We start from the raw sequence: 20215 nt of genomic DNA on the forward strand, positions 1-20215 counted from the left end.
GCTCCTAAGGGACATGTTTTTCGGGAATGGACGCACGTCCGCGCCACCCTTTCGACAGGGACATTACTATCTTGTATTTTATTTGTCGACAAGAAATCGACAAGCTACAGATTTATTTCCAGCCGTTCGTTTCGCACCAGCAGTTTCTGCACCTGCCGCACGATCTGTTCGGCGTGCTCCCGCGCCAGCCTTTCGGAAAGAGCGATATCGCGAGCGGCAATCGCCGCGATCATCTCTTCATGATCATCGACGAAACGCTTGGGCAGACGATCATCATAGGACTGGTAATAAAGCCTGAGGATGCGCCGTCCCTCATCCAAAAGCCGCTTGAACAGGCTGGTGAAATAGGGATTGCGCCCGGCTTCAGCGATGGAGAGGTGAAGGGCGGCGTTGGTGGAAATCATCGCCAGCGCATCCTGCTCTTCGACCGCGATGGCGAATTCCGCATTATGGGCGCGGATTCCGGCCAGATCTTCCGGACGGTGATATTGCGCGGCAAGCTGGGTCGTGACCCGGTACATCAAGACCAGCGCATCGAAATAGGTGTGCATGTTGAGGAAATCGATATTCGACACCATGGTCGAACGGTTCGGCAACGTATCGATCAGCCCCTCGCCCGAAAGCCGCACCAGCGCCTCGCGGATGGGCGTGCGCGACATCTTGAACCGTTCGGCAAGCTGCACCTCATCGATGGGGCTGCCCGGAGGCAGAACCAGATCGAGAATCTCGTCGCGCAGCAGATCATAGACCATCTTCACGCCGGAGCCGCGCTTGCGCTCGGCAGAAGCAATTATATCCGTCATCATCAAATCCCTCTTGTCGACATAAAGAGTACTATTATATTTTTTCGCAATCAACGCCGCGCAGCGCCGTCGCCTCTTCGAATGGCGGAATAATTGTTCAAAAACAACAAAAAGCCGTCGCGAAAATTGCCCGCGACGGCTTTTGATCGTTCAGTTTGTGGCGTGGACGCTGTTTATACGGCATCGCCGACTAAAGAAGGCGATTTAACCAGGAAGCAAAGAGTAAGCCGCTTGTCTCTTCTCCCCGAGGGGGAGAAGTCCGCGGCAGCGGGATGAGGGGGCAAGGGTAGAGATATTCGGAGAGCTAGCCCCCTCATCCGACCCTTCGGGCCACCTTCTCCCCGGCGGGGAGAAGAAACGCCCAGCAATGTCCCGCCTCAAGCCAGCCTCAGTTGCGCAGGCCGGTGGCCACGACGGAAATCTTGAAAGCGCCGTCCAGCGTCGGGTCGAAGGAAGCGCCCATCACCACATCGGTCTCCTCGCTGACCGCCTCACGCACCAGCGTCATCGCTTCATCGATCTCGTAAAGCGTCAGGTCATTGCCGCCGGAAATGGAAACAAGCGCGCCGCGTGCTTCTTTCAGCGACGGCTCACCGAGCAGCGGATTGGCGATGGCAGCAGCAGCCGCTTCCGAAGCGCGTTTTTCGCCCTTGGCCTGCGCCGTGCCCATCAGCGCACGGCCGCCATTCTTCATGACATAGCGCACATCGGCGAAATCGAGATTGACGAGGCCTTCGCGCAGGATGAGATCAGTGATGCAGCGCACGCCAAGCGACAGGACCTTGTCGGCCGTCTTCAGCGCATTTTCGAAGGTGGTGCCGGCATCGGCGATGCGCAGCAGGTTCTGGTTGGGAATGACGATGACGGTATCGGCCGTGTTGAGCAGGTTGGCAAAGCCATATTCCGCAGCCCGCATGCGGCGCGCGCCCTCGAAGCTGAAGGGAAGCGTGACCACACCAACGGTGAGGATGTTCTTCGCCCGGCAGGCTTCCGCGATGACGGGAGCCGCACCCGTGCCGGTGCCGCCGCCCATGCCGGCGGTGATGAAGCACATGTCGTAACCGCTCAGGTGATCCATGATCTCGTCGAGGGAATCGATCGCCGCCTGACGACCGACCTCGGGATCGGCGCCCGCGCCAAGCCCGCCGGTCAGTTCGGAGCTGAGCTGCACGAGCCGCGGTGCATTGGTCTTCTTCAGCGCCTGCGCATCCGTATTGGCGGCGATGAAATCCACCCCGCCGATGCCCTCGGCAATCATGTTGTTGATCGCATTGCCGCCGCCGCCGCCGACGCCGACGACGGCGATATTTGGCGTGTTGCGGGCAATGGTGGCGCGCGGAGACTGGGTCATCGTGTTATTCTCTTTCTAAACTCATAGGGTCCGGCGCCGTTTTTTGACCGCGGCACGCGAATGATCGGCAAGCTCTCAGCGCTTCCTCCCCGAGAGGGAAAGAGGCTGTAACGCTTTGAATTCTCATGCCGGCCTATCGTCCCATAATGGCGAAAGACCGGCGTTCCAGGGGGCGAAAGATGCTTCACGGCGACGTTCTCCGACCCCTTCCCCGGATGAAAACCGAACCGAATCAACTGCTTCGCTTCCTAGAGGTGATAGCCGAAAAGGCACGCCGTTTACACTCCATTCACTATGTTTATCTCACTTTGGAACGAGTTACGCTGACAAGTGTTTGCTTGCCGACCACGCTGGAGCGGCGGGCGATAAAACGGAACCCGCCCTCCCCGCTCCAGGTTTAGTGGAAGCATCGGATGCCTGGAAAACCGCGCTGCACTTTCGGTCCGATGCTCTGAAGCACACAGAATGGAGACAGGCATATGTTGGCAGACGTCTTGCAGAACGAACCGGGTTTCCGCACGGAACAACCGCGTGTGCTGATCGTGGAAGACGAGTTCCTCATCGCCATGGATATAGAGGATTCCATTTTGCAGGCGGAAGAAGAGGCAGATGTCATCGGCATCGCCAACCGGCTGGAAGAAGCCGTGGCGCTTGGCAGCCGAGCTGATATTGCCTTCGTAGACGTCAATCTTGCCGATGGACAGACCGGCCCGGAAATCGGGCGGCGGCTTTCCGAAGACCATGGCGTGGTGGTGATCTTCATGACGGCGAACCCCGAAGTCGTCGTCAATCTCGGCATCGGCGCCGGCGTGATCGCCAAGCCCGTGCCGCAGGATGCCGTGGAGCAGTGCCTTGCTTATGCCCTTGCCAGACGCGCAGGCACCCATGCCATAACGCCCATCGGCATGATGGCTTTCGACTAAGATAATCCTAAAGATAAAGCGAAGTTTTCGAAAACAAAAAAGCCTGCCGCGGGAGGAGGTGCGGCAGGCTTTTTGAAAAGATGAACAGCGATATGGGAGGAGGAAAACCGCTGTCCCCGGGGCAATCCTTTGGGAGGAGGAGTAGGATCACCCGCATTACCGAAAGGATGTGGGAGGAGGTACATCCGTTTCGATGATTGGAAGATACCATTTTTCTGCGCGTTTGACAGGCACAAGGTTGCAGCACAGATATGCGCTTGGCGCATGGCGATATTCATCGTCGAAAATTCCCGGCGATTGGCTCGCTTCAGTCGTCCTCGGGAGTGGAATGACATCGCTTTACACATAGTCAACGTCATCCTCGGGCTTGACCTGAGGATCCCCACCCGTGGAAAGCAATGGACCCCCGGGTCAAGCCCGAGGATGACGCAGGAGAGGTGTCCAAAACAAAAACGCCCGCAAAGCGGGCGTTTGGGCATTCAATAGCGGCAATATCGTTATGATTACTTGCCGACGGCGGCGCGGGCGACGCTGGTGATCTGGCTGCGATCGATACCGAGATCGTGCAGTTCACGGCTGCTCATACGGCCGAGTTCGTTGATGGTCTGACGATATTTGCGCCAATTGTTGAAGCTGCGTGCTACGTTCATGACATTACCCTTTCTGAGGTTTAGGTGACGTCAGTAACGTTTTCGTCCCGGCGTCCTTTGATGTCCTCTATATGCGCTTTTCGATGACGCATTAACAGGCAGAATAAGGCAATCCACCCATGCACTACACGCACGGGTTCCCCATGAGGGTTTGCGGCGAAAAAGAAACGTGACTGAAATTCAGACATTTCACCGGGCGTTGGACCATCCCTGCCGCTCAGAACTTGTAGCGGACGCCGAAGACGTTGGCGTTTGTGGCGCCTTTCATATTGCCCAATGTTTTGCCACCGCCGGAACGGTGGTGAAGACGCCAGAAGAATTCCGTCGAGGAATCCTCGCTGAAGGACACGTTGATTTCCGGACCCAGATAAAACAGGACATTGGCATTGCCGTCGTCCTTGATTTCCTGTTCGCGCTCGCGGCCCCGCTGCGCATCCGTGACAAGGCTGAGGCCGGCGGTAAAGCTTGGCGTGATGAACAGCCGCTCTCCGAGCCTGATCTGCTCGTAACGCGCAACGGGACCCGCCCAGACTTCACCCGTAAAGCCCTTGCCAAATCTGGCAGCGACGCCGATTTCGCCGCCGAGTTTCACGTTGCCGATATGGTAGGGATAAAACTGGTAGCCGCCGCCCAGAATGGCGTTGCGCTCATATTCCACCGGAAAGAGAGCTGCACTTTTCAGCATGTCTTCTTTCGTCATGGCGCCGCCAAAACCGAATATCGCTTCGCTCGTCTCCGACGTCATATCTTCCGACGCGAGGGATGGTGTTGCCGCCAGAGCGATCATGGCTGCCAGTGAAAGACGTGCCGCAATATTCATTTTGCTACTCCTGAACAAAGCCCGCTTACCCAGCCGTCCTCATAGGCATATTCACGGAAGGCGAACATACCGTTACCGAACACAATTAATTCAACTTGCGCGGAAATGGGCAGAACAAGCGGAAAATCCGGCTGTTGTCAGCGCAGGAACCGCCTGAAACGGCGAAGCGCAAAAACGAAGAGCGCGGAGCCGATGGCCAGCAGCGCCAGCAATTGCGGCCAGACCACATCCAGCCCCGCCCCTCTGAAAAGCACCGATTGCGCCAGAATGACAAAATGGGTGTTTGGCGCAAGAAGCATGATGTACTGGATGATATCAGGCATGCTTTCACGCGGCGTCATGGCACCCGAGAGCACCTGCAGCGGCAGCAGGAACAGGATCAGCAACATGCCGAATTGCGGCATGGAACCGGCGACGGTCGCGAGGAATATGCCCATCGAGGTCATGGCGAAGAGTTGCAATGCCGTTCCGAGCAGGAAAAGCGAAAGCGAGCCTTCGATCGGAATGGCGAGCAGCCCCCTGACGACCACGAACAGGGAAAATGCCGAGGCCACCAGCACGACGAGGCCCATGGACCAGACCTTGCTGAGCATGATTTCCAGCGGCGTGACCGGCATGACCAGCAGATGCTCGACCGTGCCGTGCTCCCGCTCGCGAATGAGCGCCGCCCCCGTCAGCACGATCGACAGCATGGTGATGGCGGTGATGATATTGTTGATCGAGCCGAACCAGGACTTGTCCAGCTCCGGGTTGAAACGGGAGCGCAGGGTGAGGTCCACCGGCACCGCAGTCGCACCGCGAGAGCGGTTGACATATTCCTGAACTTCGCTGGTCACGATGCTCTGCACATAACCGCCGCCGCTGAAGGCCTGGCTCATGCGGGTGGCGTCGATATTGAGCTGGATGGCCGGTTTTTGGCCCGCCATCAGCCGGCGCTGGAAATCCGGCGGGATGTTGAGCGCGAAAGTATCGAGGCCCGCATCCATGCGCTTGTCCATTTCCGCGATGGAAATCTGCTTCGGCGATGCGAAATAGGGTGGATAAAACGCCGTGCTGATGCGGCCGGAAAGCGGTGACTGATCCTCATCGACAATGGCGATGGCGGCATTGTTCAGCGTTTCCGGCAGCGCGCTGGAGCCGGTGTAGATCTGCAGCGTGAAAGCGTAGACAATCAGGAGCAGCAGCATGCCGTCACGCGCAAGGCCACGCAGTTCCTTGATGCCTAGCTGGAAGATGTTGGACGAAAACAGCCTCATGACGCCTGTTTCCTCAAAAGTGCGGCACCGGCAATAAGCAGCAGCGGAATGGCGATGATGAGCGGCAGGAACGAGCCGGAAAGCCCGGCGAAATCAAGCCCCTTCGAAAAGGTCCCGCGCGAAATGGTCATGAAATAGGTGGCCGGATAGATGTTACCGATAAAGGCGCCGGCGCCCTGCAGCGAGGAGACGGGATCGATCATGCCCGAATATTGCGTGGCCGGAATGAGCGTCAGCAGGGCCGTGCCGAAAATCGCTGCGATCTGGCTCTTCATGAAAGATGACATGAGAAGGCCGATGGAGGTGGCGATGATGACGTAGAGCAGCGCTCCCGCCGCATAGGCGAGATAACTTCCGGTGAAAGGCACCTGGAAGACGAAGACCGCAAATGCCGTCAGAAGCAGGAAGTTGAGCATGCCGAGGGCGACATAGGGAAGCTGCTTGCCGATCAGGAATTCCAGCCGCGTGGTCGGCGTCACATAAAGATTGACGATGGAGCCAAGCTCCTTTTCCCTGACGACGCTGAGCGCCGCCAGCATGGCGGGAATAAGCATGAGCAGCAGCGGAATGACCGCCGGCACCATGGCGACGAGGCTCTTGACGTCGGGGTTGTAACGATAGCGCGTCTCGATGCTGAAGCTGTTCTGCGTGGCGGCGCTGCCGTAAATCTCGGCGGCCTTTCGCGCAAGCCATGTCTGGTGCATACCCTGCACGTAACCGCGCACCGTCTCGGCGCGCTGCGGCATGGCGCCGTCGATCCAGGCGCCCACCTCCACCGTCTTGCCGCGCAAGACATCCCGGCCAAAGCCGGGGGGAATTTCAATGGCAAGGCTGAGTTCCCCATCACGCATGCGCCGATCCATATCGGCATAGTCGCGGATCGGTTCCTTTTCGATGAAATAACGGGAGCCGGCAATATCGAGCGCGTAGTCACGGCTGATGGTGGAATCGTCACGGTCCAGTACCGCGAAAGTCAGGTCCTCAACATCGAGATTGATGCCGTATCCGATGACAAACATCAGGATGACGCTGCCGAGCACCGCCAGCGTGCCGCGAATGGGATCACGCTGCAATTCCAGCGCCTCACGGCGGGTATAGCTGAACATGCGCCTGAAATCGAAAAACCTCTTGCGGACGGGGGCGGCATGTTGTGTCGTGGGCACCTCAGCTGCCGGAGCGGACGGTGCCACAGGTTCCGCCTTTTTCACACCCGAGGCATCCTCGAGATAGGCGACAAAAGCTTCTTCAAGCGTTGCGGCATTGCGGCTCTTGGTAATCGCGTCAGGCGTATCGCTGATCAGCACCTTGCCGGCATGCATCAGCGAAATACGGTCGCAGCGCTCCGCCTCGTTCATGAAATGGGTGGAGATGAAGATGGTGACATTGTCGTTGCGCGAGAGATCGGCAAGGATTTGCCAGAACCCGTCGCGCGCCACCGGGTCGACACCGGAGGTCGGCTCATCGAGGATGAGAATGTCAGGCGAATGGATCATCGCCACCGCCAGCGACAGCCTCTGCCGGATGCCGAGCGGCAGGTCGTCCGGCAGGGTTTCCATGACCGCGCCGAGATCGAATCGCTCCGCCATTTCGGCGATACGCGGCTGAATGGTGTCTTCCGGCAGCTTGAACAGGCGGGCGTGAAGATCGAGGTTCTGCCGCACCGTCAGTTCTGAATAAAGCGAGAAGGCCTGGCTCATGTAACCGACGCGGTGGCGGATCGCCATGTCGCTCGCATCCACCTTGTGCCCGAAGAGCTTGGCCTCGCCTTCGCTGGCCGCCAGAAGCCCGGTCAGCATCTTCATGGTGGTGGATTTTCCGCAGCCGTTCGAACCGAGAAAGCCGAAAATCTCGCCGCGCGGAATCTTGAAGCTGACATTGTCGACGGCGGTGAAATCACCGAAGCGCATGCTGAGATGCGACGCCTCGATGGCGTAATCGCCCTCACCCGTCACCTTGCGCGGCACGATATGGACCTCGTGGTAACCCTTGCGCTTTTCTTCGGGAAGAAGCGCGATGAAGGCTGCATCGAGATTGGGTGCCGAAGTGCGCTCGAGAAGTTCGGCGGGCGAACCGGTTGCCAGTATTTTGCCGCCATCCATGGCGACCAGCCAGTCGAAACCGGCGGCCTCTTCCATATAGGCCGTGGCGACGATGACGCTCATGCCCGGACGCCCGGCCCGGATGGAATCGATCAATTCCCAGAACTGCCGGCGCGACAGCGGGTCAACGCCTGTGGTCGGCTCATCAAGGATAAGCAGGTCGGGATCGTGGATAAGCGCGCAGCAGAGCCCCAGCTTCTGCTTCATGCCGCCGGAAAGTTTCATCGCGGGGCGATCGGCGAATGGTTCGAGGCCGGTGCTCTCCAGCAATTCGGCAATGCGCGCCTGCCGCTCCCTGCTGCCCTGTCCGAACAGCCTGCCGAAAAAGTCGATATTCTCGAAGACGGACAGGGTGGGGTAAAGGTTCTTGCCAAGACCCTGCGGCATATAGGCGATACGCGGGCAGGTATCCTCACGGTGGCGCGGATCGGACATGTCGCCGCCCAGAACCTCCACCTTGCCCTTCTGGATGGCCCGCGCGCCGGAGACGAGCGACAACAGGCTCGACTTGCCGACGCCGTCAGGCCCGATAAGCCCTATCATCCGTCCTGCGGGAATCTCGACCGATATGTCGGCCAGCGCGACGGTGCTTCCGAAGGTCAGCCGCACATCGGTCAATCGCGCGACCGGTGCATGCCTGTCATTCGTTGCGGGAGGCGCGACCATGGTGGCCACCGTCACTTGACGAGATTGCGTTCGAGGTTTTCCGGCCAGGCGGCCTGCGGATCAAGCCGGACATAGGCCATGCCGGGCAGTCCGGTTTTGACATATTGGATATATTTCTGCAGCAGTTCCTGCGGGATTTGCGCCCGCACCCGGAAGGTGAGCTTCTGACGTTCCTCCTCGGTTTCAACCGTCTTCGGCGTGAACTGCGCGACATCTGCGACGAAGGAAACTTTCGCCGGGATGGTGTATTGCGGTGCCGCATCCAGTATCAGGCGCACATCGGAGCCCATGGACGTGCGGCCAGCCTCTGCCGTCGGCAGGAAGAAGGTCATGTAGACGTCTCCGAGATCGACGAGGTTGAGAACTCGTCCACCGGCGGACAGCACCTCTCCCGGCTGGGCGATCCTATATTGCACGCGGCCGTCGCGGGGCGATTTCAGCGTCGCATCGGCTATGTCAGTCTCAATGCTTTCAATATCGGCCTGCGCCGCATCGACAGCCGCCTCGGCATCAATGATCTGCGCTTTGGCCGCGTTGATTGCCGCATCGGAGGCGGCAAGCGAGGCCTGCGCGGAGGCGAGTGTGGCGCGGGCGGACAGCTCGGCGGCTTCACCGTCGTCGACGATCTGCTGCGAAACGGCATTGCCCGTCAGCAGCTGCTTCGAGCGCGCATAGGTCTTGGAGGCGGAATCAAGCTGGGCCTTGCGCTGTTCCACGATCGCCAGCGCCGAGGTCTTCTCCGCCTCCCGCTGGGCGACAAGGCTGTTGGCCGTATCGATTGCTATTTTCGCACGGCGAAACTGTGCTTCCGCCTGACGCTTCCGCGCTTCCAGCTGGGCGGTGTCCATCTGCGCCAGCACCTGCCCGGCCTTCACGAAATCGCCTTCGCGCACCATGATGTCCTGAAGGCGACCGGCGGTCTTGGTGGAAATGTCGATCTCGACCGCCTCGATCCGACCGTTGCTGGACGCGAAACCGGAAGGCAGCCCCTCCCCCTTCAGCTTCGACCAGGCAAAGTAAGCGGCAACGGCAACAGCCAGAACCACCAGACCAATGAGCAAGCCTTTTTTAGACATCCGTCTTCCCCATGAACCCTTCAGGTTTCAACCGTAATACGCAAAAACCGAAGAAGCCAGCCACCATCGCGTTTAGAATTCGCACCCGACATTTCTTCTGTTTGAGGAAATGGTCCGGGTCATGCAGCTGTTTAAGTGAGGGTGCGCTTCGTGGCTTTGACACAAGTCAAGTGCATGAGAGTTTTCGGGCAGCGATTGGAAACGCCATGGGAACCCAGCACCGAAAGTGATGGACAGCATGACAATCCCTCCGTCATGCTCGGGCCTGTCCCGAGCATCTGCTACCCATCAATTTTCGCTACGTGGTTGGATCCTCGGGACGAGCCCGAGGATGACGTCGAATATGGAAAGAGGCGTGTCGGTGAACGGCCGCAGACGAAACCCCGCGACTTCCAATTTACCGCCCCCCCATTTCACACCGCCCGCGCCCGCTTCACCTCCACCTGCGTCCATTCCGGCAGCCAGTCGCGATGGGCCAGCAGCAGATCGTCCACCAGCGACCATATCTGGTCGAGGTCGAGTTCGGCTGCGGTATGCGGGTCCATCATCGCGGCATGGAAGATATGCTCGCGATTTTCGCTCATCAGCGCCCGAACCGTCAGTTCCTGCACATTGATGTTGGTGCGCATCAGCGCTGTCAGTTGCGGCGGCAATTCGCCGATGAAGGTCGGCTGTATGCCGTTATGATCGACCAGGCAGGGCACTTCCGCCGCGCAATCTGATGGCAGCGAGGTGATGCAGCCATTGTTACGCTGGTTGCCGTAGATGACAGAAGGCTCGCCGGTCCAGACCGAGTTGATGATGGAGGAAGCATATTCCTTCGATTGTTTGACCTCGATCTTCTCGGCCGAACGATAGGCCGCCGCCTGCCCTTTCCAGCGCTCGATCTGCTCGATGCAGCGCTTCGGATATTCATCAAGCGGGATGCCGAATTTCTCGATCAGGTCTTCGCGTCCTTCCTTGATGAAATAGGGCGTATATTCGGCAAAATGCTCGGAACTTTCGGTAACGAAATAACCGAGCCGCGTCAGCATCTCGTAACGCACCTTGTTGGGGCAGCGCGGGTTCCAGCCGGGCTTTGGCGCACGGCCTTCGCGATAGGCGCGCACGAGATCGGGATAAAGGCTCCTGTAGCTGCCATCCGGCTGGCGATGTTCGAATTCGAGGAAAAACGCCATGTGATTGATGCCGGCCGAACGGTAACGGATTTCCTCGTATGGGATATCGAGATCATGGGCGAGTTCCATGGCCGTGCCCTGAACCGAATGGCAAAGACCCACCTGCCGGATCGTCGGGTACTTCTCGGCAATCGCCCAGGTATTGATCGCCATGGGATTCACATATTGCAGCATGATCGCGTTCGGGCAGACGGCCAGCATGTCGTCGCAGATCTTCCACAGATGCGGCACGGTGCGAAGACCGCGCATGATGCCGCCGACGCCGAGCGTATCGGCAATGGTCTGGCGCAGGCCATATTTGCGCGGCACCTCGAAATCGGTGACCGTGCAGGGCTCGTACCCGCCGATCTGGAAAGCGACGACGACGAAATCCGCGCCGGCAAGCGCCTTTTTCTGGTCTGTATAGGTCTCGGCCTTCGCCTTTGCCCCCAGCGTCGAAATCAGCTTGTTGACGACGATGGCGCTTTCTTCCAGCCTTTCGCGGTTGATATCCATGAGTGCGATGGTGGCGCCCGAAAGGGCCGGACGCTGCAGCACGTCGCCGACGATGTTCTTCATGAACACCGTGGAGCCTGCGCCGATAAATGTGATCTTGGGATCTCTTGCCATGTCTACCTCCGGCATTGGAATTCAAGCGATTTCGAAGGCGGCCCGTACAAGCCGCTGAGTATATTCTGTTTTTGGGTTTGTCAGCACATCCTCGACAGGACCTTGCTCAACGATCTGCCCGCGCTGCATGACGATGACGCGGTGGCAGAGCGCGCGGACCACTTTCAGATCGTGCGAGATGAACAGATAGCTTAAGCCCCGCTCATCCTGCAGCTTACGCAGCAGATCGATGATCTGCGCCTGCACGGAAAGATCGAGCGCCGAGGTCGGCTCATCGAGCAGGATGAATTCCGGCTCCAGCGCCACGGCGCGCGCAATGGCGATGCGCTGGCGCTGGCCGCCTGAGAACTCATGCGGGAAACGTGAGAGGATGTTGCCGGGCATGCCGGCCGCCTCCAGCGCATCACGCACCCGGTCCAGCCGTTCTGCCTTGGTCCGGCCAAGGCCGTTAATGATCAGCCCTTCCTCGATGATCTGGCCGATTGTCATGCGCGGATTGAGCGACGCGAAGGGGTCCTGAAACACGATCTGCATGCGCGAACGCAGGGGCCGCATCTCAGCGCGGGAGCGGCCGTCGACCCTCTCCCCATCAAAGATCACCTCGCCGCCCACCGGTTCGTTCAGCCGCAGCAGGGATTGGCCGAAGGTCGTCTTGCCGGAACCGGATTCGCCGACGAGGCCCAGAGTCTCGTGCCTGTTGAGGGTGAGCCCCAGGCTGTCGACGGCGATCAGTTCCTTCAGTTCCGGTTTGAACAGTCCGCCATAACGCATCATGAAGGAGACACGCACGCCGCTTGCCGTGAGCAGCACGCCGGAATTCTCCGGCAGCGGCTTTGCCGTTCCCTGCAGTTCGGAAGCGAGCAGCCTTTTCGTGTAGGGGTGCTGCGGTGCTGCAAACAGCTGTTCGGTGGTGTTATGTTCGCGCATCTCGCCATGCTGCATGACGTAAACGTAATCGGAAAACTGCTTCACGATCGTCAGGTCATGGGTAATGAGCACCACGGCCATGCCGCGTTTTTTCTGCAGATCGCGGATAAGGTTGAGAATCTGCGCCTGCACCGTAACATCGAGCGCGGTGGTGGGTTCATCAGCAATCAGCACATCCGGATCATTGGAGAGCGCCATGGCGATCATCACACGCTGCCGCTGGCCGCCGGAAAGCTGGTGCGGATATTGTTTCAGCCGCGCTTCCGGTTCCGGTATCTGGACCTGCCGCAGAAGATCGAGCGCCCTTGCCTCCGCTTCCTTGCGGCTGAGTTTTGAGTGCACCCGGATCGCCTCGACGATCTGACTGCCGATCGTATAGATCGGGTTCAATGAACTCATCGGCTCCTGAAAGATCATTGAAATGCGATTGCCACGTAGCGCCCGGCGCTGGCGTGATGAGAATTTCAGGATGTCCTCGCCGTTGAAGCGCACCACCGCCGATTTCGAAATCGTCGCCCGTTTTGTCAGAAGGCCCATGACGGTGCGGGCAGTGACGGATTTCCCCGACCCTGACTCACCCACGATTGCGATCGTCTCGCCGCGATAGAGCTGGAAGGAAATATCTTTCACCGCCTCCACCGTTCCGTGCTCCACCTTGAAGGTCACGGCAATGTTGCGGGCATCGATAATGGCGTTGTCCTTGCGGTCATCGGCATCGAGGCGGATGGCGGGGGCGTAGGCGTTGTTCTGGGCAGCTACCATGTCACGCTCCTCTCAATAGGGATCGACGGCGTCACGCAGGCCGTCGCCCAGCGCGTTGAAGGCAAAGACGGTGACCAGCACGAACCCGACCGGCGCGAGGATCCACGGATAGGAACCGATGACGGAATAGGTCGCGGTATCCTGCAGCATCAGCCCCCAGGAGATGAGCGGCGGTTTCACCGCAAAACCGAGGAAACCGAGGAAGGATTCGAGCAGCACGACGCTCGGAATATGCAGGGTGACGGCGACGATCACGTGGCTCATCACATTCGGCAGAATGTGCTGGAAAATGATGCGCCGGTCGGTGGCCCCGACGGCAATCGCCGCCCGGACATAATCAATACGCGCCAGCGCCAGCGTCTTGCCGCGCACCTCGCGTGACATCTGCGCCCAGCCGAGCGCCGACATGACGCCAACCACGAAGACGAGGAAAACGGTGGTCGGTGCGGTGACGGGAATGAGCGATGTCAACGCGAGATAAAGCGGCAATTGCGGAAAGGCGAGCACCACCTCAACAAAACGCTGCACCCAGGCATCCAGCGGCCCGCCGAAATAACCTGATATCAAGCCGACACTGGTGCCGATGACGGTGACGATGGCGACGACGCTAAGCGCAATCGCGAGCGAGATGCGCGAACCGTATATGGCGCGCGACAGCACATCGCGCCCGAACTTGTCGGTTCCGAGAAAATGCACCGGCTGGCCGTCGGTCGAGCCGAAGAAGTGGCGGCTCATCGGGATGAGGCCCAAAAGCCTGTATTCCGCGCCTTTGACGAAGAAGCCGAGATAGACGGGATTGTCGTAGTCCGGTCCGACGATAGGCTGGAACGTCACCGGATCGAGTTCTTCGGTCTCGGCAGTCGCATAAACCCGGGGGAAAGGGCTGATATTGCCATCCTTGTCAGAAAAACGCACCACCTGCGGCGGCGAGAAGCTGGCATTGGTTTCCAGCGGGTTCATCGGCGCGAAGAAATCGGCGAAAATTGCGATCAGGATCAAGAGCACGACCAGCACCAGCCCCAGCATGCCGGTGAAGGACCGCCTCAGACGCCGCCATACCAGGGCGAGATAGGACTCGTTGCCCTGCGTGCCGCGTTCGGGCTTGGGGGTGGCGGTGGTTTCGGTCTTCATGTTGTCAACGGCCACCATCTCAAGCCCTCCCGAATTCGCGAACGCGCGGGTCGAGCATGGCGAGCAGCATGTCGGCGATGATGTTGCCGACGATCAGCGTGGCGGCGAGCACCATCATGAAGGTCGCGGTGACGTAGACATCCCCCACCGCCATGGAGCCGACAATGGCCGGACCGACGGTCGGCAGCGCGAAGATGATGGCGGTCTCGATTTCGCCGCTCAGCATATAGGGCAGCACAACGCCCTGGTACATGACGAGCGGGTGCACCGCATTCGGCACGGCATGGCGCATGATGACCGCGCCTTCCGAAAGGCCCTTCGCGCGCGCCGTTTCCACATATTGCGCATTCAGCGTATCGAGCAGATTGCCGCGCATCACCCGCATGTTGTAGGCGAGGCCGCCGAAGACGGCGATGGCGACGACTGGCCAGACATGGCTGACCAGATCGACAAACTTGCCCCACGACCACGGCGCACCGCCATATTGCGGCGAGAAGAAGCTGCCGATCTCAGACACATCGAAATGAAACACCATGAGATAGACAAGGATCAGCGCCATCAGGAAACGCGGTATCGTCATGCCGAGAAAGGCGATGGTGGAGAGCAGGTTGTCGACCCAGGAATATTGCCGTGTAGCGGCCCAGATTCCGAAGGCGATGCCGAGAACAGATGCAAAGATGTGGCAGACCAGCGCCAGCGCAATGGTGCGCGGCAGGCGTTCGCCAACCACATCGGCGACCGGCTTGTTGTAATAGAAACTGTAACCGAAATCGCCGCGGGTGATGATGCCGCCGATCCAGTTGAAATATTGAATGACAAGCGGCTTATCGAGGCCGTGTTCGATACGGTACGCCTGCGCCTGCGCTTCCGCCTGCTCGAAGGACGCTCCACCCTGGTTCATCAGCTGTGAGCGGATGTAGTCTGCATAATCTCCGGGCGGCGCCTGGATGATGGCGAAAGTCACCACGCTCAGGATCAGCAGCACCGGAATGGCGGAGCCTATGCGTATCGTCAGGAATCTCAGCATCGAACGGTCTTCCTCCGTTTGGGCGGGCCGTGATGGACAGCGGTCCGCCGGGTGCCTCCGGCCGCGCTTCACGCGCGACCGGTACCGGGTGTTCTCCGGGAGGAGTTCTTCAAGGTATGCGCATTTCCGGACGGAAAACCGGGGTCCAGTTTTCCTGGAAATGCTTTAGTTAATCGGCCCGCCCTCGCCCGGCTTGCCGGGAAGCTGCTGCGGGAAGAGTTCGTATTTGCCCTGCTTGTCGGCTGCGACCCACAGGCGTTCACGGATGATGGAATCTTCGGCCCAGTTGAACATGAAGATCGGCGTACCCTGCGGCACGTTGGAGAACCGCTTGTTGACGATGAGCGCACCGGGATATTCGGTGAGGCCAATCGTATAGAGGTTCTGCGTATAGACCTTCTGATATTGCTTCATCAGTTCCGCCCGCTCGGCATTGTCCTGCGAGGAAATGAACTTGCGGACCAGATCGGCCATCTCTTTCTCGAACGGCATCAGATCCAGCTCCTTGCCCTCGGGCGAGCGGTGGTTCCAGCTTGTGCGGGGGCCGACGGGTGCCAGCTGCTCGGTATTCTGCACCACGGAGGAAAGCTCGGTGGAATTGCGGCGCACCAGCCAGTCGAACTGCCCGCCATAATGGGCGGCATCGCGCTGGTTGGAATCGAGGCTGTTGATGACGACGCGCAGGCCGAGTTTCGCCATCTGGCCAACGAGACCTTCCGCAAGGCTCTTGTCCGTCGCGTAGCCGTTATTGACGAGAAGGGTGATCTCGACATTGCGGCCGCCGAGCGTTTCCTTGGGGAAATTCAGGAACCCATCGCCATCGGTGTCCTTCAGGCCGATTGAGGCGAGCGAGGCCTTGGCGGCTTCGAGGTTGAAGGGGTAATAGACCGTGGAGGCGCGATCATAGAAGCTGGTGCCAGACGAAATGCCGCCCGGATAGATCGCCGTGAAAGGCCCCTTCACCAGCGAGTCGCCGATCGCCTTTCGATCGAGAGCGGAAGTGACCGCCTGGCGAAATACCTCATTGCGGTTCAGCTCACGGATGGCCTGTCCGCGCTCATCCGGATTGCCCCAGCCATTGGCGGAAAAGTTCATCTGCAGATTATAGCCGATGAGGCGCGGCCCAAAGGCAAGGCGGGCCGGCGCATTGGGATCTGCGGCGCGTTTCAGCGAGGCAACGAAATTCTCCGGCTGTTCGAGGTTTGAGAAATCGCCAGAGCCCGCAACGGCCTGCACATCGCGGTCCGCCCAGGTAGAAAGCTTGTAGTGGACCTCGTTGAGATAGGGCAGCTGCTGGCCCTTTTCATCGACCTTCCAGTAATAGGGGTTGCGCCGCAGCACGATGAGATCGTCCGGCCGGTAGGACACAGGCACCCATGCGCCCATGACCGGCATGTTCATATACTCAGGCGGGAAAGCGTTCTTGAACTGGTTATAGGTGTTCTTGGAATATTTCGGATGCTGGGGTTTCAGAATATGCGACGGCCCGGGGCAGAAGCTCGGATATGCCATGGTGTAGAGATATTGCTTGGGAAAGGCAGCCTTGAAGGTCCATTCGACGGTGTAATCATCGACCTTCTTCAGCGTCGTTCCCTCACCGAAAGCCTCCGGCGAGGCGCCGCCGCCAAGCGGTGAAACATTAGGGTCGATGACGGCATCTTCCCAATAGAATATCACATCATCGGCGTTGAAGGGTTCACCGTCCGACCACTTGGCCCCCTTGACGAGATGCATCGTCAGCTTGTGGCCGTCTTCGGACCATTCCCAGCTTTTCGCCAGATTGGGCAGCGGCTCGGTATCCTTGGCATCCACCTGGAAAAGCGGCGCGGTACGCGTCAGGCATTCGGAAAGGGCGATATCGATGCCGCCCCAGCCCTGGCTCTGGCCGGCAATATAGTTCCAGCCCTCCGGCCGGCCGCCGACCACATGGCGCATGGTATCGCCATAAACGCCCATGCCATCTGGCATGTTGCCGGTCTTGTAGACCAGCGGTTCTTCCGGCAGGCGTTCCTTCAGCGGCGGCAGCTTGCCGGTCTTTTCGAATTTCTCGCTGACCCAGTCCGGCTCGCTGTAATCAGGCAGCGCCTTGAATTCGAGGATCGAGTCGCGCACCACGTAATTGATCTTGCCTTCGGCCGGAAATTGCGGCGGCTCGGGCGGCGTGGTGGTCTCGAAGGCATTCGCATTGAGTGCGATCATCGAAACACTGAGCCCCAGTGCCGAGATGATACCGATCCTGCGTTGAAGTAACATCGTCATTCCTCCCAAATGGCAGCTCTTCGACCGCCCACCCTCTGTGATCGTTCCGGTCGTGGCGGCGGACTCCCTTCCGCCGCCAGACCTGTTCCCATGTCTTTTCCTCAAACAGCCTTTTTCAGCGCCGATTTCTCGGCGCGCAATTCCTCGATGGAACGCACGTTGCGGCGTGCGGCGCCGGCCCAGTCGCGGGTCTTGACGCTCGATGTCGCAAGCCGCTCCTTCGCCGCCGGTACGGCATCGGCATATTGCGGCAGCCAGCGCGCTTGCGCGACAACCATCTCGTCCACCATCTGCCAGACCTCCTCCGGCGTGGCGACGGCGCCGACCAGCGGGTCATGCAGCACAGCGAGCTTCAAAAGATCGATATCGCCGCTCACCGCCGCATGGACAGACATGCGCTGCACATTGATGGAGGCCATGCACGTGGCTGCACAGGCTTCCGGCAGCGTTACGCCAGAGACCATGTTGATGCCGAAACGGTCGACAAAGCCGGGCGATTCGATGATGGCATCCGCCGGCAGATTGCTGATGACGCCATTGTTCTTGACGTTGAAATGACCGCGATAGACCCGTCCCGTCTCCAGCGCTTCCAGAATATGGCTTGCGTGTTCGTTGGAGCGCTTGGCCGGATCGATCGGCTTGGCGGCTGAGGCGAGGAACTGCGGAAACTCCGTTTCGAACCAGTTGCGCGTCTCGGTGGAGTGACGCAGATAACCGCCGGTTTCGCCGTGAATCCAGTCGGACATGTCGATCCAGCGGGAGATTTCATCCGGGCGCTTGCGATACCACGGCAGATATTCGGAGAGATGGCCGTTGCTTTCGGTCGAATAGACGCCGAAACGCTTCAGCACATCGATGCGCAGCTTCTCCTGCTGCGAAAAGACCGGATGCGCCTCGAAGGCCGCGACCAGCTCATCCTTGCCGATCTTGCGGCCGTTAAGCCTCAGATCGATGAACCATGTCTGGTGGTTGATACCAGAGCAGATGTAATCGAGTTCGGAGGGGGAATTCGCGCCGAGGATTTCGGCGATCTGTTCCGCGCCATGCTGTACGCCGTGGCAGAGACCGACGGTATCCACCTTGCCATATTCGATGGCCGCCCAGGTATTCATGGCCATGGGGTTGGCGTAGTTCAGGAATTTCGCACCCGGTGCTGCGACTTCGCGTATATCCTTGCAGAAATCGAGAATGACCGGAATGTTGCGCTGACCATAGAGAATGCCGCCGGCGCAGATGGTATCGCCCACACACTGGTCGATGCCGTATTTCAGCGGAATGCGGATGTCGTCGGCATAGGCTTCGAGCCCACCGACCCGCACGCAGCTGATGATATATTTCGCGCCCTCCAGCGCCCGGCGGCGGTCCGTATGCGCGGTCACCTTTACGCGAAAACCATTGGCCTCAACCACCTTGTCGAGGATCGCCCTGATCATATCCAGATTGTGCTGGCTGATATCCGTCAGCGCGACTTCGATGTCGCGAAACTCCGGCACGCACAGGAGATCGGTGAACAGTTTTTTCGTGAAACCGACGCTGCCTGCGCCAATAATAGCGATTTTGAAACTCATAACGCCACCTCTGTTGCAAATCGAACGGGTGAAACGGGCCGAAGGATCATGAAATGGCGCTGCAGGAAAATACCCGTGAGAATCCCGGAAAACCGGCCTTCCTCCCAAATTTTTCAGCAACAATATCCCGCTGGCTGTCTCCTCGGATCGGGATTATGCGTATAAAGTTCGATAGAACCAGAGAAGGATTATGCTTTCATGGGTAATTTTGTGCTGCAGGATTTGATCGATCAGGGGCCCTGCATGCGAACCGTCTCGCTGCCGCGCGGCCGCCAGACGCTGCACACCATGCCGACCAGCAGCGGTTATGAAATCCGCCGCAGCGGCAATTACGACTGGGACGGGCGCAAACGCGGCCAGACGCCTTTTACCGTGCTGCAATATTGCATCGCCGGACAGGGCAACCTCCGTTACGAAAACCGCCACTATGTGGTGAGGCCGGGCGAAACCCTGCTGCTGCTCATTCCCCACAATCACCGCTACTGGCTGGAAGAGGGCAAGGAATGGGAATTCTTCTGGATTTCCATGAATGGCGAGGAAGCTTTGCGCATTCACCGCAATATCCTCTCTGTCACCGGCCCCGTCTTCAAACTCAAGTCCGAGACGGTGGACCAGCTCGCCGAATGCTGCTCAAGACTCGTCAATGGCGCGGAGACACCAGGCGCTGCCTCGGCCGTCGCTTACGAGGCGGCGATGACGCTTTATGATGATGTCTTCGGTTCGCACCCTTCCTTCGGCGGCGAATATCGCACGATGCAGCAGGTGCTGAGCTACATAGACAGTCACCTTGGCGAACGGCTGTCCGTCAGCGACCTTGCTGATGTGGCGGGCTTGAGCCGCGCGCATTTCTCCCGCATCTTCACGGCAAGCGAGGGCATGCCGCCTGCGGAATTTGTGCTGCAACGGCGCCTGCGCCGGGCGGCCAAGCTTCTCACTTCGGCTGCGAACATTCCCATCAAGGAGGTGTCCGTGCTTTGCGGCTTCGAGGATCCGAATTATTTTTCCAAGGTCTTCCGCAGGCTCTACGGCACCAACCCGAGCGAATTCCGCACCACCGGCATGTATGCGAGCGTTCGCCAGAACTGACAGAAAATGCGACTTGGTTTTGAC

At 59.2% G+C, this 20215-nt stretch carries 15 protein-coding genes; 2 read left to right on the top strand and 13 right to left on the bottom strand.

Going from position 1 to position 20215, the window contains the following annotated elements:
- Positions 1-104: 104 nt before the first annotated feature.
- Together WDZ78_RS19955 and ftsZ are read right to left on the bottom strand one after the other, a co-directional pair.
- On the bottom strand, positions 105-803 hold the full coding sequence (locus tag WDZ78_RS19955; protein ID WP_003505651.1) for a GntR family transcriptional regulator: 699 nt from the start codon (positions 801-803) through the stop codon (positions 105-107).
- Positions 804-1191: 388 nt separating this feature from the next.
- The gene (gene ftsZ, locus WDZ78_RS19960) at positions 1192-2154 is read right to left on the bottom strand and encodes a cell division protein FtsZ (RefSeq protein ID WP_003521714.1); all 963 of its coding nucleotides are present in this window, start codon (positions 2152-2154) and stop codon (positions 1192-1194) included.
- A 479-nt stretch (positions 2155-2633) separates the two neighbouring features.
- On the opposite strand from ftsZ, the gene WDZ78_RS19965 reads away from it, so the two are divergent.
- Positions 2634-3077: a response regulator gene (locus tag WDZ78_RS19965; RefSeq protein WP_020009838.1), complete on the top strand. Its 444-nt coding sequence runs from the start codon at positions 2634-2636 to the stop codon at positions 3075-3077.
- Between the two features lie 503 nt (positions 3078-3580).
- On the opposite strand, the gene WDZ78_RS19970 is transcribed toward WDZ78_RS19965, so the two are convergent.
- The 11 genes from WDZ78_RS19970 to WDZ78_RS20020 all read right to left on the bottom strand — a co-directional run bounded on the left by WDZ78_RS19970 (position 3581) and on the right by WDZ78_RS20020 (position 19105).
- Complete coding sequence (locus WDZ78_RS19970) at positions 3581-3727, bottom strand: DUF1127 domain-containing protein (RefSeq protein ID WP_003505647.1); 147 nt, start codon at positions 3725-3727, stop codon at positions 3581-3583.
- A 217-nt stretch (positions 3728-3944) separates the two neighbouring features.
- Entirely contained in the window at positions 3945-4547 is a 603-nt protein-coding gene (locus WDZ78_RS19975) for a hypothetical protein (protein WP_425673997.1), read from the bottom strand.
- Positions 4548-4684: 137 nt separating this feature from the next.
- On the bottom strand, positions 4685-5803 hold the full coding sequence (locus WDZ78_RS19980; RefSeq protein ID WP_425673998.1) for an ABC transporter permease: 1119 nt from the start codon (positions 5801-5803) through the stop codon (positions 4685-4687).
- Positions 5800-8568: a ribosome-associated ATPase/putative transporter RbbA gene (gene rbbA / locus WDZ78_RS19985; protein WP_425673999.1), complete on the bottom strand. Its 2769-nt coding sequence runs from the start codon at positions 8566-8568 to the stop codon at positions 5800-5802. The genes WDZ78_RS19980 and rbbA overlap by 4 nt, the downstream gene beginning before the upstream one ends.
- A gap of 11 nt (positions 8569-8579) precedes the next feature.
- Complete coding sequence (locus tag WDZ78_RS19990; RefSeq protein ID WP_020009834.1) at positions 8580-9644, bottom strand: HlyD family secretion protein; 1065 nt, start codon at positions 9642-9644, stop codon at positions 8580-8582.
- Between the two features lie 413 nt (positions 9645-10057).
- Positions 10058-11431 carry an alpha-glucosidase/alpha-galactosidase gene (locus WDZ78_RS19995; protein WP_425674000.1) on the bottom strand — a complete coding sequence of 458 codons (1374 nt, stop codon included), beginning with the start codon at positions 11429-11431 and terminating at the stop codon, positions 10058-10060.
- Between the two features lie 21 nt (positions 11432-11452).
- The gene (locus WDZ78_RS20000) at positions 11453-13120 is read right to left on the bottom strand and encodes an ABC transporter ATP-binding protein (RefSeq protein WP_425674001.1); all 1668 of its coding nucleotides are present in this window, start codon (positions 13118-13120) and stop codon (positions 11453-11455) included.
- 12 nt (positions 13121-13132) lie between these two features.
- Positions 13133-14269, bottom strand: coding sequence for an ABC transporter permease (locus tag WDZ78_RS20005; protein ID WP_020009831.1), 1137 nt, complete (start codon positions 14267-14269; stop codon positions 13133-13135).
- A 1-nt stretch (position 14270) separates the two neighbouring features.
- Positions 14271-15278, bottom strand: a complete 1008-nt coding sequence (locus WDZ78_RS20010) for an ABC transporter permease (RefSeq protein WP_020009830.1) — start codon at positions 15276-15278, stop codon at positions 14271-14273.
- Positions 15279-15443: 165 nt separating this feature from the next.
- Complete coding sequence (locus WDZ78_RS20015) at positions 15444-17531, bottom strand: ABC transporter substrate-binding protein (RefSeq protein ID WP_425674002.1); 2088 nt, start codon at positions 17529-17531, stop codon at positions 15444-15446.
- Positions 17532-17638: 107 nt separating this feature from the next.
- The gene (locus tag WDZ78_RS20020) at positions 17639-19105 is read right to left on the bottom strand and encodes an alpha-glucosidase/alpha-galactosidase (protein ID WP_425674003.1); all 1467 of its coding nucleotides are present in this window, start codon (positions 19103-19105) and stop codon (positions 17639-17641) included.
- 198 nt (positions 19106-19303) lie between these two features.
- Between WDZ78_RS20020 and WDZ78_RS20025 the strand changes: the two genes are divergently transcribed.
- A complete protein-coding gene (locus WDZ78_RS20025; protein WP_425674004.1) occupies positions 19304-20191 on the top strand; it encodes an AraC family ligand binding domain-containing protein in 888 nt (295 codons plus the stop codon).
- Positions 20192-20215: the final 24 nt, after the last annotated feature.

It is taken from the genome of Agrobacterium sp. M50-1, assembly GCF_049843495.1.
Classification (GTDB): domain Bacteria; phylum Pseudomonadota; class Alphaproteobacteria; order Rhizobiales; family Rhizobiaceae; genus Agrobacterium; species Agrobacterium radiobacter.

Coding starts and splice junctions, on each gene's coding strand:
- WDZ78_RS20020 (WP_425674003.1), bottom strand. CDS start 19,105: ATGAGTTTCAAAATCGCTATTATTGGCGCAGGCAGCGTCGGTTTCACG.
- WDZ78_RS19955 (WP_003505651.1), bottom strand. CDS start 803: ATGACGGATATAATTGCTTCTGCCGAGCGCAAGCGCGGCTCCGGCGTG.
- WDZ78_RS20010 (WP_020009830.1), bottom strand. CDS start 15,278: ATGCTGAGATTCCTGACGATACGCATAGGCTCCGCCATTCCGGTGCTG.
- WDZ78_RS19995 (WP_425674000.1), bottom strand. CDS start 11,431: ATGGCAAGAGATCCCAAGATCACATTTATCGGCGCAGGCTCCACGGTG.
- rbbA (WP_425673999.1), bottom strand. CDS start 8,568: ATGGTCGCGCCTCCCGCAACGAATGACAGGCATGCACCGGTCGCGCGA.
- WDZ78_RS19965 (WP_020009838.1), top strand. CDS start 2,634: ATGTTGGCAGACGTCTTGCAGAACGAACCGGGTTTCCGCACGGAACAA.
- WDZ78_RS20000 (WP_425674001.1), bottom strand. CDS start 13,120: ATGGTAGCTGCCCAGAACAACGCCTACGCCCCCGCCATCCGCCTCGAT.
- WDZ78_RS19975 (WP_425673997.1), bottom strand. CDS start 4,547: ATGAATATTGCGGCACGTCTTTCACTGGCAGCCATGATCGCTCTGGCG.
- ftsZ (WP_003521714.1), bottom strand. CDS start 2,154: ATGACCCAGTCTCCGCGCGCCACCATTGCCCGCAACACGCCAAATATC.
- WDZ78_RS20015 (WP_425674002.1), bottom strand. CDS start 17,531: ATGTTACTTCAACGCAGGATCGGTATCATCTCGGCACTGGGGCTCAGT.
- WDZ78_RS19990 (WP_020009834.1), bottom strand. CDS start 9,644: ATGTCTAAAAAAGGCTTGCTCATTGGTCTGGTGGTTCTGGCTGTTGCC.
- WDZ78_RS20005 (WP_020009831.1), bottom strand. CDS start 14,269: ATGGTGGCCGTTGACAACATGAAGACCGAAACCACCGCCACCCCCAAG.
- WDZ78_RS19970 (WP_003505647.1), bottom strand. CDS start 3,727: ATGAACGTAGCACGCAGCTTCAACAATTGGCGCAAATATCGTCAGACC.
- WDZ78_RS19980 (WP_425673998.1), bottom strand. CDS start 5,803: ATGAGGCTGTTTTCGTCCAACATCTTCCAGCTAGGCATCAAGGAACTG.
- WDZ78_RS20025 (WP_425674004.1), top strand. CDS start 19,304: ATGGGTAATTTTGTGCTGCAGGATTTGATCGATCAGGGGCCCTGCATG.